Origin of the sequence: Mycoplasma yeatsii GM274B (assembly GCF_000875755.1) — a bacterium.
Lineage (GTDB): Bacteria > Bacillota_I > Bacilli_A > Mycoplasmatales > Mycoplasmataceae > Mycoplasma > Mycoplasma yeatsii.
This window is the reverse complement of the sequence record NZ_CP007520.1, coordinates 98736-115021: the sequence shown is the minus strand read 5'-3', so window position 1 is coordinate 115021 and position 16286 is coordinate 98736. Positions and strand designations below refer to the sequence as shown.

At 25.9% G+C, this 16286-nt stretch carries 13 protein-coding genes; 2 read left to right on the top strand and 11 right to left on the bottom strand.

Annotation, left to right across the window (positions count from 1 at the left end; genetic code table 4):
- Positions 1-13 precede the first annotated feature (13 nt).
- The 6 genes from rpsG to MYE_RS00470 all read right to left on the bottom strand — a co-directional run bounded on the left by rpsG (position 14) and on the right by MYE_RS00470 (position 5498).
- Positions 14-481 carry a 30S ribosomal protein S7 gene (rpsG, locus tag MYE_RS00495; RefSeq protein ID WP_004428389.1) on the bottom strand — a complete coding sequence of 156 codons (468 nt, stop codon included), beginning with the start codon at positions 479-481 and terminating at the stop codon, positions 14-16.
- A 99-nt stretch (positions 482-580) separates the two neighbouring features.
- On the bottom strand, positions 581-1000 hold the full coding sequence (rpsL, locus tag MYE_RS00490; protein ID WP_036497776.1) for a 30S ribosomal protein S12: 420 nt from the start codon (positions 998-1000) through the stop codon (positions 581-583).
- 116 nt (positions 1001-1116) lie between these two features.
- Complete coding sequence (locus MYE_RS00485; RefSeq protein ID WP_042733103.1) at positions 1117-1377, bottom strand: hypothetical protein; 261 nt, start codon at positions 1375-1377, stop codon at positions 1117-1119.
- Between the two features lie 532 nt (positions 1378-1909).
- The gene (locus MYE_RS00480) at positions 1910-3259 is read right to left on the bottom strand and encodes a hypothetical protein (protein WP_042733102.1); all 1350 of its coding nucleotides are present in this window, start codon (positions 3257-3259) and stop codon (positions 1910-1912) included.
- Between the two features lie 109 nt (positions 3260-3368).
- Positions 3369-4253: a Cof-type HAD-IIB family hydrolase gene (locus MYE_RS00475; protein WP_042733101.1), complete on the bottom strand. Its 885-nt coding sequence runs from the start codon at positions 4251-4253 to the stop codon at positions 3369-3371.
- Positions 4254-4352: 99 nt separating this feature from the next.
- Positions 4353-5498 (bottom strand): alpha/beta hydrolase, encoded by a 1146-nt coding sequence (locus MYE_RS00470; protein ID WP_042733100.1) that lies wholly within the window; start codon positions 5496-5498, stop codon positions 4353-4355.
- A gap of 257 nt (positions 5499-5755) precedes the next feature.
- Between MYE_RS00470 and msrB the strand changes: the two genes are divergently transcribed.
- Entirely contained in the window at positions 5756-6685 is a 930-nt protein-coding gene (gene msrB / locus MYE_RS00465) for a peptide-methionine (R)-S-oxide reductase MsrB (RefSeq protein ID WP_042733099.1), read from the top strand.
- Between the two features lie 75 nt (positions 6686-6760).
- Here the strand turns inward: msrB and oppA are convergent, their stop codons facing one another.
- Genes oppA through oppB form a run of 5 tightly spaced genes read right to left on the bottom strand, consistent with a single transcriptional unit; the run spans position 6761 to position 15518 of the window.
- Positions 6761-9676 (bottom strand): oligopeptide ABC transporter substrate-binding protein OppA, encoded by a 2916-nt coding sequence (oppA, locus tag MYE_RS00460; protein WP_042733098.1) that lies wholly within the window; start codon positions 9674-9676, stop codon positions 6761-6763.
- Positions 9677-9690: 14 nt separating this feature from the next.
- Complete coding sequence (locus tag MYE_RS00455) at positions 9691-11532, bottom strand: ATP-binding cassette domain-containing protein (protein WP_082028294.1); 1842 nt, start codon at positions 11530-11532, stop codon at positions 9691-9693.
- Between the two features lie 2 nt (positions 11533-11534).
- Complete coding sequence (oppD, locus tag MYE_RS00450) at positions 11535-13229, bottom strand: oligopeptide ABC transporter ATP-binding protein OppD (protein WP_042733096.1); 1695 nt, start codon at positions 13227-13229, stop codon at positions 11535-11537.
- Positions 13230-13244: 15 nt separating this feature from the next.
- Positions 13245-14258 (bottom strand): oligopeptide ABC transporter permease OppC, encoded by a 1014-nt coding sequence (gene oppC / locus MYE_RS00445; RefSeq protein WP_042733095.1) that lies wholly within the window; start codon positions 14256-14258, stop codon positions 13245-13247.
- Between the two features lie 15 nt (positions 14259-14273).
- On the bottom strand, positions 14274-15518 hold the full coding sequence (oppB, locus tag MYE_RS00440; protein WP_042733094.1) for an oligopeptide ABC transporter permease OppB: 1245 nt from the start codon (positions 15516-15518) through the stop codon (positions 14274-14276).
- 270 nt (positions 15519-15788) lie between these two features.
- On the opposite strand from oppB, the gene MYE_RS00435 reads away from it, so the two are divergent.
- Positions 15789-16286 carry a membrane protein gene (locus MYE_RS00435; protein WP_042733093.1) on the top strand — a complete coding sequence of 166 codons (498 nt, stop codon included), beginning with the start codon at positions 15789-15791 and terminating at the stop codon, positions 16284-16286.

Here is a 16286-nt window from a genome sequence, read left to right as displayed (position 1 = left end):
TCCTTTCTTTAAATTATCAACGGTAGTGTGCAAATGCTTTGTTTGCTTCTGCCATTTTGTGAGTATCTTCACGTTTTTTAACTGATCCACCCATGTTGTTAGATGCATCAATAATTTCGTTAGCCAATTTTAAAGTCATTACTTTTTCGTTTCTTAATCTTGCATAGTTAATTAATCAACGTAAAGCTAAAGTAATTTGTCTTTCTGCTGAAACTTCAACAGGAACTTGGTAGTTAGCTCCACCAATACGACGAACTTTTAATTCTAAATGAGGTTTAATGTTTTCAATTGCTTTATTAAATACTTCAATAGCTTCTTGACCTGTTTTTTCTTTAATAATGTCAAATGCATCATAAATAATTGTTTGAGCAATTCCTCTTTTACCATCTAACATAATTTTGTTAATAGCACGAGTAACTAACTTAGAATTGTAAACTGGATCTGCTAAAACATCTCTTTTTTCAGCTCTATTCTTACGCATGTTTTTTAACTCCTTTCTCTTTTCTTCATTTATGTATATGCTACTTAAATGTGTTTTTGTTATCTAATCACACGGTTATTTGAATAGTTTTATTTATTACTATTTTTTAACTTTAGGTCTTTTTACTCCGTATAATGAACGACCTTGTTTACGGTTGTTAACTCCTTGAGTATCTAATGTTCCACGGATGATGTGGTAACGTACCCCAGGTAAGTCTTTAACACGACCTCCACGAATTAAAACAACACTGTGTTCTTGTAAGTTGTGACCTTCACCTGGAATATAAGCGTTAACTTCCATTCCGTTTGTTAATCTAACACGAGCGTATTTACGTAACGCAGAGTTAGGTTTTTTAGGTGTCATAGTAGCCACACGAGTACATACTCCACGTTTTTGTGGTGAAGAAATTTTAGTTACTTTTTTCTTTAAAGTGTTGATTCCTCTGTTTAACGCAGGAGCTTTAGTTTTTCAAGTTTTTGCTTTACGGTTAACTTTAACTAATTGGTTAATTGTTGGCATGTTTTTTCCTCCTTTCACATTTCCGTGTGTATCGAATTAACACTTGTTTAATTATATATTAAAAAAAATGCTATTTCAATAACATTTTTTATTACTATGTTTGATTATTATAAAACCTAATTAACTAACACAGAAATTGATGTAACAATAAAAATCACACCCATTACAACTACTAAAACTGGAAAATTTTTCTTAGTAAATTCTCATACTGTTGAAGAAGTTCTATTTCTTTGTTCAAAAGAATCATTTTTAGATCATTTAGAATTACTTCTATATCTAACTCATAAGAATATACCTAACAAAAGTACTAAGATTCCAATTCCTAATATTCAATAATAAACTGAAGTTGGTGGTTTTTCAGCTAGTAATGTTAGCATGTGTATTCTCCTGTCTAATAAGTAAAAAGTGTAGTATCAATAAAATCAATTATAAATTTATTTTTAATGTTTATAACTAAACGATTAAAGATAATATGAAATGTATTTAAATAAAAGACAATTATGTAGATAAAAAATATCAAATTAAAAATAGAAAATAACGATGATGTCTAATATCAATAAATTGATTTTTGTTAATTAAATTAAGCGAATATAAGTATTAGATTGACAATATGCACAATTATTATTGGAAAAATATATGATGATTTCAAAATTTTTAGTAAATTAAATGCTCTACATTTTTTGTCTTTTTTAGTACAATTGAATCTAAATTTATCATTATTAAATCTACATAATCTTGAATATAATCTATTAATCTTAAATGAATTTCCGGTAATTCTAGAAAAAAGTATGCTAATTACAGGGAGATGTAAAATTATTCTACAAGATAAAAGTAGGTATGCAACATCTCTTTCATTTTTTATAAATAGGCAACACAAATACATCACAAACACTAATAAAATTACTAAAATTACCAAAAAAATTCAAAAAATCATATTTTATAAGAAATTTTTTGATCATATTTTTTATACATATATAATTCATTCAGAATATCTCAAGAATAAGATAGTAATAAAAGAAAAAGAAAGGAGATGTAAAAAACGTCTAGTCTTTTTGGTGTATAAATTTCAGAAATGACATTGTAACCCATTTTATTTAATTGAAAAAGAATTTTAATTAATATAAAAGGTAAAGAAGAAGTTAAAAATAGAAATAAATAACTAATATATTCAATTGGTAGCATCTTTTTACTTTCATTTTTTTCATCTTGTCATCACTTATTATTTCCAATGCTTTTATCACATTTTAAATAATAAGAACAATATAAGAAGTATCCTATTACTAATATAAAAAAGGGTATTAAAATAGAAATAATTATTAAAAAAACAAGTCCTTTATTTAAGTTCAACATAAATAATGACATAGAAAGTGTGACAATTGAAATGGGAAACAGTAATATAGACACACTAAATATAAATGGAATATTAAAAATATAATTCCTACTAATATATCTTTTATTTAATTTATTCATATGTTTTATATATTCTTTGTAATACGCAGAGTTATATGAAAAGTATTGAAAACTTATTGATATTCCAGACCACCATTCTTCAAATCCACCAGAATTTTTCATTTGATTTTTTTCAATTGTATAGATTACTTCTACAAACTCTAAAACTTGTTCAATAGGTTGAATATATAAAGATAAATCATTCTTTTCTGATATTAAATTTTGTCAAATATCATCTATTAAATGTGTAACAAAAATAGGTCTACATATCATCTCTTTGTAATTCTGACACATTTTTTTAATATCATCTTTGTCTTCTTGCTTACTAGTTATTATATTTTGAAGTTTAGTCTTAAATTCTTCTAAATAATTTATAGTGTCTTTATATCCGTGAACTATAAAATCATTTCTATTTTTTAAGTATGCCTTTACATTTTTGAATGTTTTAAATATTGTAATTCTATAAATATTACATAAAATAAGAACCACTAGAGAACCTAACAAATATTTAATCTTTTCTAAAAATTCAAAAATAATGCTATTACCAAAAAAATAACCTGTTAATTCATAACCTTCTCGCACAATAAATTCTTGCCAATCTGATTTTGGTGTAAGAGTATTAAATTGAACGCCTAATAACTGATTTCACTCTGAAATAAAATTAGGAGATCTAGATGATAATACAAATTCTCTACCATCTTTAGTTCCTTTTATAGCTAAAGGGACAAAATTCTCAATTAAATATCAATATTCAAAAAAGAAAAATGTGCAAATTACAAGTAATAATGATCATATAATAACTCTCTTCATACAAATCTCCTTTTTTAATTTTTACAATTATTAATTTTATTACATCCTTATTTTTTCTCAATATTATTTATTAGATATTTTGTAAACAAAAAGTAGCTTTCGCTACTTTTTACATTTCTTCTCCATTTAATAAACCGTTTAAATAGTGTCCTACTCCACCTTCATCATTTGAAAGATGAGTGATTCCTTTAGCAACAAATTTTAAAGCATCAGTTCCGTTTTGCATTGCAACTCCATGACCTACAGTTTGAATCATTTGATAATCGTTTAATTGATCTCCAAAAGCAATAGCATCTCTTAGATCTTTATTATAATACTGAGCTAGAAATACTGCAGCAAATCCTTTATCAGCATTTTTATTAGTTAAAGTAATAATAGGATTTTTACTTTCTGATTTAATACCATATAAAATATCACTTTGAATCTTAACAGCATCTTGATATTTAGTTAAAACACGTAAAACTTTATCTTTAGCTTCTTTTGATTTTAATTTTATAACTAAATTATTACTTGGATCTTTTCATAATTCATAAGGTGAGCCTTCTATAAAAATCTTAGTTTCTTCTTTTGCTTCAACATCATATAAATGGAAAAATTCATATAAGTCTTTATCATCTTTTCAAATTAATGTTTTATTGTAATATTCAATTAAAATATTTTCTACATTTTCTTTAATTACAGGTTCATTTATAATTTGCATAATAATGTCATTATTAATAGGTAAAATAATTCTTTTTAATTGTTTTTTCTTAGGATCGTGAATGTGTGCTCCATCAAAAGTAGCAACAACTGTATCAAGATTTAATTCTTTATAAATATGTTTCATAGCTCTATAAGCTCGACCAGTCACAATACAAACTGTATGTCCTCTTTGAACTGCATTTTGTAAAGCTTGTTTAGTAACAGGATGGATTTTATCATCTGAATTTGTTAAAACTGTTCCATCTAAATCAACTAATATTAATCTTTTTACATCCAATTTTTTTAATCTCATAATTAATCTCCAATCCACTATATCATTATAAAAAAATAAAAAATTTTTTTCTAAAATTATTCATTTTATATTAATAAAAGAAGTTCTAACTAATAAATATTATAAATCTTCTTTGTTTAAACAAAAATGAAATGTTGCAACTTCTTTTATTTCATTAAAATTATTTTCAATAATTTCTTTTGTTATATTCATTTTTTCAAGTGCTTTTTTAGTAGCATTATGATCTTTAATTATTTTATTTTCAAACATTAAAGTACTATAAACAGTTCGATAGTAATGATCTTTTAATGCAAAACAATGATTACATGAGTTATATAATAAAATTTCATCATCTTTACAGTGTTTTACACGATCAATATACAATCTTAAAGAATCAGTATGAGAAGTTATTTTATCATTAACACCATGTATGAAAAGAGTTGGTGCACTAGCAGGAATAATATTATCATCTTCATATTTAGTAAATAAATTTAATTCTTTTTGATCGTGATTAGTAATTGATTGTTGTGATTTTATTATTTTATTTATAATTTTTCTTGCTGCTTTTTTACTTAAAAATAATTTAAATCAAGATCTTCAAGTTTTGTATAACAACGATTCTAAAGAAGCGTAAGTTGAATCACTGATTGCAAATTTAACGTTACTTTTATCTAACAATTCTTTTTGTGTTGCTGTTATGTAATTAGTAATATAAGCACCCATACTCATTCCAAATAAACCTAAAACTTCAACTTGTTCAGTTTCATTTAAGTATTTAATTGCAGCAATTAAATCTTTACTTTCTAATAAGCCCATACTTATAACTTCTGTTTTTTCTGATTGTCCATGGTTTCTAAAATCATAAACTAAGATATTATAACCAAGTTCAATAAAAGCTTTAACATGAACTAGTGCTCAATATTTATCACCAGCAAATCAATGAGAACTAATTAATCATTTTTTAGAGTCTGGATTTGTTATGTATTTTAAACCAGCTAATTCAACACCATCTTCACTTTTAAAAGTAAATGATTGCATTTGATTGTTAGAATTAATAATAAATTCTTCTCTTTTGTAATAATATTTCATTACTCTATTTATTTTACTTAGTTCAGTAATTTCACTAACACAACTTTTATTTTTATCTCTTTTAATTTTTGTTAGTGTTTTAGCTAATCAATATATAAAACTAAAAAATTTTTTACCAGTTTTAAATACACATCTTTTTTTAATTTTTCTTACCTTAATTTCTTTTTTTCTTTTCATAATTTATCAACCAGACCTCTCATTTTAGTATTAGAAATTTATTTTAATTAACGACCTTTTTATCACTATAAAGATTTTATTACTTAATCAAATTTAATCAAACAGTTAATAGACAAAACTTTATAAATTAACAAAAGTGGGTAATAAATATTACTAAATTTAAATATTAACTATAACTATATAATTTTTATAGTAATCACAACTATAATAAATAATTATGTTTAAAATATTATTAACTACTTGAAAGGATTAAAAATATGATAAAAAGTACTTATTTTGCAGGCGGATGCTTTTGAGGTGTTCAAGAATATTTCTCTAGATTAAATGGAGTAGTTAATACTGAAGTTGGTTATGCTAATGGAATAACTGATAAAACTAAATATCATAGTTTAAAAAGAACGTTACATGCTGAAACAGTAAAAATTGATTATGATTCAAACATAATTTCACTTGAAGAATTAATTGTACATTTATTTAGAATTATTCATCCAGATTCATTAAACAAACAAGGAAATGATGTTGGTATTCAATATAGAACAGGTGTTTATTTTACTGATAGTAGTGATATTAAAACTATTGATTCAGTATTTAATATTTTTAAAAAGAATTACAAAGAATTTTATGTTGAATTAGAAGAATTAAAAAATTACTCAGTAGGTGAAGAATATCATCAAGATTATTTAAAAAAGAACCCAACTGGATATTGTCACGTAAATCTTGATGTTGATTACAATTTAACTGATAAAGAAAAAGAAATAATTAACCAAGTTAGAAAAGAAATATCATTAGACGATTTAAGTTATAGTGTTTTAAAACATTTAGCAACAGAAAGACCACACACTTCTGAATTAAATAAAGAACACAGAAAAGGAATCTATGTTGAAAAAATAAGTGGTGAAGCTTTATTTTCTTCATCTACTAAATTTGATGCAGGTTGTGGATGACCTAGTTTTAGTGAACCAATTAAAAAAAGAACCGTTACTTACTTAGATGACAACTCTCATAATATGCATAGAATCGAAGTTCGTTCTAAAGTTGGAGATAATCATTTGGGTCATGTGTTTAATGATGGTCCTAAAGATATGGGTGGATTAAGATACTGTATTAATGGGGCAGCTTTAGAGTTCATTCCTTTAGAAGAAATGGATGAAAGAGGATATTCAGAATACAAAGAATTTGTTAAGTAATTGAGAAGGTTTTCATACCTTCTCTTTTTTCTCTTAAGAATAAAAAAGTTATGTTTTTCAACATAACTAATTTTATTAGACGGGTTTTACGTCTCTTGAATTTTTTGGATCTACTTCTTTATTTCAATCACCTTTAAATCCACGTAGGTATTGACCATCTGCATCTGGATATAGAGATTGATATCCATCTATTTTTTCTTTATTATAAACTCTTAATCTTCTGTCAAATTCATCTTGTTGAATTATTTTTTCATCAATTTTAACCCCTACCATACGTTGTGGGTGTGTTCCTAATGGGAAGCGTGATATTGTTAGTTGATCTACGTATGAAACTGTAGGAAGTGATTCTGATTCTTTAACATATGTAGGAATTATTAATGATGAAGATAATGTTAAGTAGTTTTCAAGTTTTGATAAAGCCTCAAATCTTTTTTTATGATCAGGTATAGTTTTATCAACGTTTTCAATTTCATTAAGTAAGAATTGAGATGATTTAAGCAATTGTTCATAGTATTGCTTATCTTTTTCAATTATTTTAGCAGGTGTTAGTTTACCTTTAGAATCTTTATTAAATGTTTTATTTAAACTCATTATGTAATCAAACGCACCGCCATATAGAACAGTATATAAATAGTTTGTTGGATCTGCATAATCAGGAGATCATCCAATTTCCATTATCGAAGATTTACCTGCTTTTGCTAATGTAGAATACTCAATTGATGTAGATGGTGTATAAGCGTCAATAACAAACGGAGAATTTATATCACCATTACCTCTATTACGTACTAAGAAGTTAAAAGTTCTAAGAGCCTCTGTTAGGAAATTGATATAACCTGTAGCACTTCCTGTACTTGAATTTCCAGGATTCATTAAGAAAGGTACAGTGATTGGGGTGTTTGTATTAATTCCAAGACCATTCATATCTTCTTTAACTTGTTCTTTTATTAATTTCACTTTTTGATGTAATAGATTTAAATTTTCGTCTTGGTCTGGGTAAGATTTGTTAGGATCTACTTTGTCATATTTACCAATTAATTCAACAAATTTCTTAGCTCTTTCATCATTTTTAAATTCAACTTTAGAAGGATCTTGGTCTAAACTAAAGTTACCATCCTTTTCACTAAGTTCGTCTTCTTTTAAGAATGCAGATAAAGCTAAAAGATCATTTTCAAAAAATGTGTCTTTACCTGGATCAAGAGCAGATTTTGAAGTTTTATTTTCTTGCTCGATTGAACCAAATCTTTTTGCTCAACTTTCTAATTGTTCGTCATTAATTATATTCTTTGATTTAAGAACTTCAATTAATCAACCTGTTGTTGATTTTTTATCTTGAGTTTTAGAAGTTTTTGATTTATCATAGTAGTTTTTTGCCATAACATCATAGTAATCAACTGTATTATCTTTATTTGGTTCAGGTGAATTTTCAGGTTTATCTTCTTTGTAAGTTGCAATAAACGGACTTGTGTAAGTATTTCTTAATGAACTACTTGTTGGATTATTTCCATCAATTGCACTAGAGAAGAATTTGGCAAAAATAGATCTATTTAACATATATCTAAACATTACTCTAAATGATTTTAATGCTATTGTTTTATTTAGATCAGCATCCTGTTTAACATTTCTTGTTGTTCTTTTTCCTTCAACTAAACTACCTTCTCTGTTAAGACGAATATTTTCAAGAATAGTTGTTCCTTGACTTTGGTAGTTAAAAGCAAATCCTCAAGTTGTTGTAGGCTTAGTTTTAACAATATTTGTTCCTTTAAACCTAGGGTCTTCTATATTTCTTACGTATGTGTCTCATCCCGCAAGATCATTAGGAACAACTATAAATGAAGAAATATCTCCAGTTTGGAAGAAGAATCTATAAGAGGCAGGATCTCCTTTGTTTGAAAAGCTGTAAAGTATTTTGTGAATATGAACATTTTCTTTATTGAAGTAATTTTCATTTCTTCTTAAATTTAAATTTCTACCTGAAACATAACTATCTACAACATATGGTCCTGAATATCACATTGTTTCATATCCATCTTTTTTACCAGATGCTTTAGAATAAGATGTACCAGCAAATTGTGATGCTTCTTGAACACCTTCTATAGTTAAATATCTAACAGAATAGTCTGGCATAGGAGCAAAACTTAAATATGAAATAACTGTTTCAAAATAACTTGTTGGTTTATTTAAGTGGAAAGAAATATCATAATCTTCTTGTTGAGTTTGACTTATAATTTTTCCATTTTTAAAAGAATTTTCTGCAAGTTCTTTAGTAGATTGTCCTTTTAGTGCGATGTTAATTACCTTTTTTTCATAATCTTCTGGGTTTCCATCTTTTAATTCCATATTATATGCCATAATTGCACGATCTAAATAGTAACTAGATCTCATTTCTTTTTCTAATGCAGATAAACCTTGATATACGTCACCTTCTTTATCAAATATAGGGTTATATAATTCGTGAGGTTTTTTTTCTTTTGTGTAAGCTGGATTTGAAATTTTATCTAAAAAGTCAACTAATTCTCTACCATTTTTTAATGCTGAAGTTCAAATATCTAAAGTTAGAGCTCTATTATTTCTGTTAAATACATATCTGAAAGTATTGAAAAAATCTTTTGCAGTAATTTTTTCTTTATCAACAGTTCTACCATTTTCTAGACCTGATCATCTAATATTGTCTCTAAGTTTGAAATCTCATTGTTTAAAATCTTTGTCGTGTTTTCATTTTAAAGCTAAAGCACCTTCAAAATTATCATGTTTATCAACAGTGATTAAAGTATCTTGAAGTTTAGCGATGATTTTACTATCAAATGAGTTGTTATTAATAGCAGAGTTTCAGTTAACAATAGGATTAACAATTAAGTCTTTAAAAACTGTAGTATCTGAAAGTTTTCTTGTTAATAACTTCTCTGGATTAAAACTTAAAGAACAACTAACAGCCATTGTTGAACTTGAAGCTAAAAACATACCACATGCTGCTAAGCTTAGCATTTTTTTCATACTTATCACCTTCTTTAACTTTCTTTTTTATTTTTATAATATTTCTCTAACTCTTTTTGATATTGTGAGAACTCTCTATCGTTTGCATATACATAGTGACCATTTTTAACTTCTCTTCATTTAGGAAAATCAATTAAATAGTCATGGTGTTCTTTTTCTGGTTTATATTCAAAGTGGATTTTGTTTCTTTCTTGAATAGGATCTGGTAAAGGAATTGCACTTAATAATGAACGAGTGTATGGGTGTAGTGGACATTCAAATAGTTCATCTGATTCAGCTAATTCAACTATATCTCCACGATAAATTACAGCAATTCTATTTGTTGTGAATCTAACAACACTTAAATCGTGAGCGATGAATATATAAGTTAAATCAAATTGTTTTTGGAATTTGCTTAATAAGTTCATAATTTGAGCACGAATAGAAACATCAAGTGCTGAAATAGGTTCGTCAGCCACAACAAATTTAGGTTTCATAATCAATGTTCTAGCAATACCGATTCTTTGACGTTGACCACCTGAAAACTCATGAGGATAACGAGATAGATGTTCTGGAAGCATACCAACAGTTTGTAATAATTCTGTGATTAAATATCTTTTAATATCACTTAGCTTTACATCACTGTTTTCATCTAGTTTTTGTTGAGGATTATTTTGATTAAATCATTTAATGTATGATTTTTTAACTTCATCATTTTTATAAAGTTCTGGGAAGTTATCTAATCCTTCTTGAACAATTTCTTCAATCGCCATTCTATCATTTAATGACGAACTTGGGTCTTGGAAAATCATTTGGATATCTTTTTTATTTTGTTTGATATCTTTTTTAGATGGTTGTTGGAAAATTTCTCCATTTTCTAAAGCTTTATAGAAATTATTTTTTTCAATAACTTGAACAAGTTTTTCGTAATCACCAATTAATCAACTTTCGTCTTTGATTGATTCTAATTGTCTTGAAGTTGAAGTTCAATTCTTTTTAGGTTGAGTTAAAGCTACGTTAACTATTTGAGCTTTTCTTGCTTTTTCAATTAAAACTGAAATTTGTTTTTGAAGTGAAATAACTTTTTTTAATCTAACACCTAATTGATCAAAGAAATTAGAAATTGAAGTGTGGTATCCTTTTTCAACTTTAGTTCTAATATCAGTCATTTCTTGTAATATTCAATAAATTTGATTTTCAAGATGTTTAATTTCAATCATGATATCACTAACAACTGTTTGATAATGATTAACAGCAGTTGAAAGTTCTTCACTTGTTTCAATATAATCAAAAACAGTTTGTAAGAATTTTGATAACTTATCTTGTAATCTAATAATTTTTAACATCCTTTTTAAATTATCATTAATAGATTCAGAAATAATTCAAAGGTTAACATTCTTTTTAGTGTTTATTAACTTAGTATCTTTTAAGTTAGTTCCTTCTTCAATGATTCTTGAAACATTATCTTTGTAATCTTCTAATTCTTTAGTTTTAAAATTATAAAACTTAGATTGAGTATATTTATAAAAAACTCTTTTAAATTCATTTGAATAATCATTTAAACATATAGAAGTATTTAATTGGTTTTGTTTCATAACATCTAAATGTCTAGCTATTTTTTTATTGATTTCATAAACATTAGGTGCTTTACCTCTTAATAATTTATTTTCAAAAAAGATAGCACCATCTTGAATAGGTTGAATACCCATAATTGCTCGACCAATAGTTGTTTTTCCTGATCCAGATTCACCTACTAGTCCAAAAGTTTCTCCTTTAAAGATATCAAAACTTACACCTTTAACAGCTTTAACTTTATTTTTACCACTACCAAACTCAATTAGTAAGTCGCGGACTCTTATGATTTTTTCTTTATTCATAATTATTCACCAACCTTTGTATTTTGAACAGCTTCTTTTAGAAGTTCTAATTGTTTTGGTCTTTCGATTTTAGGAGCACGTGGATCTAATAATCAAGTTTTAGCATAATGAGTATCTGAAACTTTAAACATAGGTGGTTCATATTTGTAATCAATAGCTAAAGCAAATTTATTTCTTGGAGCAAAAGCGTCTCCGTTAATTTCTTTAAATAATGAAGGAGGTGTTCCTGAAATTGAATATAAATCTTCACCTTTTTTACCTAATTGTGGAAGTGATAATAATAATGATCAAGTGTATGGGTGTTGAGGATTGAAGAAAATTTCTTCAATTTTTCCATGTTCTATAATTTGACCAGCATACATAACAGCTACTCTATCAGCAACATTAGCAACAACTCCTAAATCATGAGTAATAAAAATTACTGTGAATTTATATTCTTTTTTAAGTTCTTTAATTAAATCTAGAACTTGGGCTTGAATAGTCACATCTAATGCAGTTGTTGGCTCATCACAAATTAATATTTTAGGTCTACATGCAAGAGCAATGGCAATAACAATTCTTTGACGCATTCCTCCAGAATATTTTCTTGGCAGATCTTTATAACGTTTTTCAGCATTTGTAATACCTACTTTTTTCATTAAATTAATTGCTTCAGCTTTAGCTTCAGATCTTGATAATTTATTATGAATTCTTAAAACCTCTGAAATTTGAAAACCAACACTTAATAAAGGGTTTAAAGAAGTCATCGGATCTTGGAAAATTGTAGCAATTGTTCCACCACGAAGTTTTTCTAAGTTTTTAGCAGTTCTTCTTTTGATTATGAAATTTGGTAATTTAATAAAGTTTCAAATTTCTAATAATGATTCAATTTTTTCTTTTTCTAATTTTTTAGATTCTTTTGAAATTTCAGTTAAAATTTCAATCATTAAATCTTCAAAATCACTTTTAAATTCAACTTTTTCTACTTTATTTAAATAGTCTTTAGCTAAATTTAAATCATATTCAAAATCATTTTTGTTTTTATTAATAAAGCTTACAATTTTTTGATATAAAAACTTTTTATAAATTGAAAGTAGTTGGAAGTTAGCATTTTCTTGTTTTAATCTATTAATTGATCTTTTTAATTCATTGATTTTAAATTCTAACTTGTTAGGATCTTTGATTAATTCAATTTGTTTATTTAATCTAGCAACTTCTTTTATAAGAGTATCTCTTTTAATTATCTTTTTAATATTTTTAGTAAATTCATATTTTTTTAATAATTCAATTTTATTTTCTAAATCTTGAATTTTTAGATTAATAGAATCTATTGTTGATTTTTCTAATTCATTGATTTGAGATTGAATTTCTTTAATTTTTAAATGATTATATTTTCTAATTTCTCTTCTTGAGTTATTTTCTAAATTGTTTTTATGAAAATCTACTAAGTTTACTTCATTTTTAAAATTAGATATAGCATTTTTATCTTTTCTTGGATAGTAGGTAATAGTTCCATTAGCAATATATCCATTTTCTTCTAACATATTAGTTAAAGTTTTTGTAAAAACAGATTTTCCTGATCCAGATTCACCAACTATAGCAACAGTTTCACCATCATAAATATCAAAACTAATATTTCTAATAGAAGTTAAAACTTGAGAACGAACTCTAAATTTAACAACTAAATTTTTAATAGATAAAATAACTTTTTGTTTCATAATCAAGTTTCCTTTCTAACGGTGATTTTTTGGATCTAATGAATCGGCAAATACTTTTAATACTATAAAGAATAACAATGAAATACTTGAGATAAATGCTACAGGAATTAATAATAGGTGTGGGAAAACCTGTCATTCAGTACCACTGATAGCAAGTTCTAAAATTTTACCTAATGATGTTATTTTTTGACCATCAACAAATCCTTGTCCAAGATATGAGATTGTTGCTTCAATTGAAATTGCAGTTGGAATTGCAAACACTGCAACTTGAATTAAAATAGGTAATATTTTAGGGAAAATGTTTTTTCTAATAATTTTTCCTGAGCTTGAACCTAATGTAACTGATGCTACGTTGTAATCTGAATTTCTAACTAATAAAACTGCTGCTCTAATGTTTAAAGCAGGTCCAATTCACGCTTGAATAATTACTGCTAAAACCATTGGTCAGAATCCGGTTCCTAATATAGAAATAATTAAAATAATCATAACTAGTTGAGGAGCGATTAAAATTAATGCAGTTACTTGGTAGAATAAAATATCTAATTTTCTAAAGTATCCTCAAATAAGTCCGGCAAAAATTCCGATAGCTAACTGAATTATTACAACTACAAGTGAGAAAGCAAGAGTAGTTCTTAAACCTAATCATATTTCAACTCAGTAATCTTCACCTTGTTTTCCTAAACCAAATCAATTTGTTGCATCAGGAGCTTTAAGTCCGGGTCCTCTTCCTTGTAAAGGAACAGCTTCTTTATTTCAAGGAATAATTATTGACATGATTATTAAAAGAGCTAGTATGCTCATACAAATAATAAATGCTTTACTTTTTAATAAAATTTTACCCACAGCTTTTCAATAACTATAAGGTTTTGTTGCAATTGATTCTAATCCTTTTTCTTGGAATCCAACATGAGTAAATAATTCTTGATCAATTTCATTTAGACTTATTCCGTTTTTGAACTCAAAAGATTGGTGTTGTTCTGCTGTAAAACTAGAATAAATATCTTTTGATTTTTGTTTTTTAGTTTGCATAATTACCAATCCTTTCTATTTCTTAGTCAAGCTAATTCTTGGATCTAATCAAACATAAATTAAATCTGATAATAATGAGGCAAATATTGTTGCAAATGAAGATAACACTGTAAATCCTAAGAATACGAAAAAGTCATTTCCACCAGCTGATTTAATAATGTATTGTCCCATTCCAGGAATAGATCATTGAGTTTCAGTTAAAATTGATGAACCAAATACAGTTAAGATAATTTGACTTGGTATTGTTCTAATAGTTCTTATTCCTGAGTTTCTAAAAATATGTAAGTAGTAGGCTCTTTTTGTGCTCATACCTTTAGATAAAGTGAATTTTACATAATCTGCAGTCATTTCTTCTAATACATATCTTCTTGTGTATGATGCAACAATTGGTATATTAATAATTACCATTGTTACAATTGGTCAGAATTTTGTAGCAAATGTTCCTGTATTGTAAAGTCCAGAACTTCCTAAAATTGAAACTGAAAAAATAAAGATTGCTAAAACAATAACTAAAGAAGGTAGCGCAACAAGAAATGCTGATGCTCCACTAAATAAACTATCAAATAATCTGTTTTTCTTTTTAGCTTGTTGAATACCAATAACAATACCTAAAATGTTAGCGATTAAAATAGCAATTGAACCAAATGCGAATGAATAAGGCATAGCACTTTTAAATAGTTTAAAAACGTCCGATCCTTCTTCAGCAATTGATGGACTTGAAACAACTCCTAAATAAACAAATCTGATTTCATATACTTCATTTCCAAATCAACCACCAGGGGCAGTGGGGTCTAACCCATATTTAGCACCAATTAGACCTTTTTTAGGTATAAACGGAGTTATATTTTTTAAATAGTTTAAAACTTGTTCTCAGAATGGACCATACACTCCGAATTTTTTCATTCTATCAACTAAAAGTTCATCTAATTGTTTATCTGAAAAACCTAATTTCTCATAGTTTGGAGGTAGATACTTAACATCAGGAGTAATTGCTCTTGTAATTGCATAAAGTAAAACAATAGCAATTAGTAAAGTAATTAATCCATACACTATTCTTTTAAATGAATAACCGTATAAAGGATGTCTTACAAAAAACTTATAAATATTAGCATTTAGATCGCTGTATCAATATTTAATAGTTGTTAGTTTACTTATTTTTTCATGATTATCTAACTCTGCTGACAAATCAAAATCTTCTGATAATAGCTCAGTTTTAAAATCTATTTTTTCATCATAAATAATAGTTTTTTTATTTTTCATGCTAGATCCCTTTCTATTATTTTTGTATTTTATATTTAAAGTTAACTATTTTAACTTACCGGTTATTCTAATAAGAATATCATTTCGAATTAAAATAGTCAAAAAATAAACAATAAAAATTTTTGAAATTTATAAATATAAATTTTTAGTAAAATACTATTTAATAATTATAAAATATTAGGTGAAATTATTCATTAAAACTTATTGATTTAATTTAAAATTATAGAATAATTTTTTTAATATAAAACTAGTAAATAAAGGAATAAAATTATGAAAAATAAAAAATCTCAAGAACTAAAACAACATAGAATAAAAGATAATATAGCTTACAACCAAGAAGTTGATCAAAAAATAAAAAGTGTTTATGATTCTAGAAATTATTCATCAAAAGTTTTTGAATATAATCAAAAAAAAGCATTAAAATGACAAGGTTGATTAATTGTATTAGCTATTTTTATTGTTGGGTGTTTATTATCTGTTTTAGTTGGTTATTTAACTTTAAATATAGAGAATAAAACATTTAATAACTGAAAAGGTACTACATGATTTTCAATTATTTATGGTTCAATTTTATTTTTAATTAGTATTGTAATTGGATATATAAGAAATAAACACGCGATGTGATTTTTTAATGATAGAAGAAGACGTTATCAAAAAACATTACAAGATGAAGAAGCTAAACTAATTAGACTTAGAAAAATCTTTTTAATAAGTTCAATTTTAATATTTATTTTTTCACTTATTTTATACATTATTTTTAAAATTTAA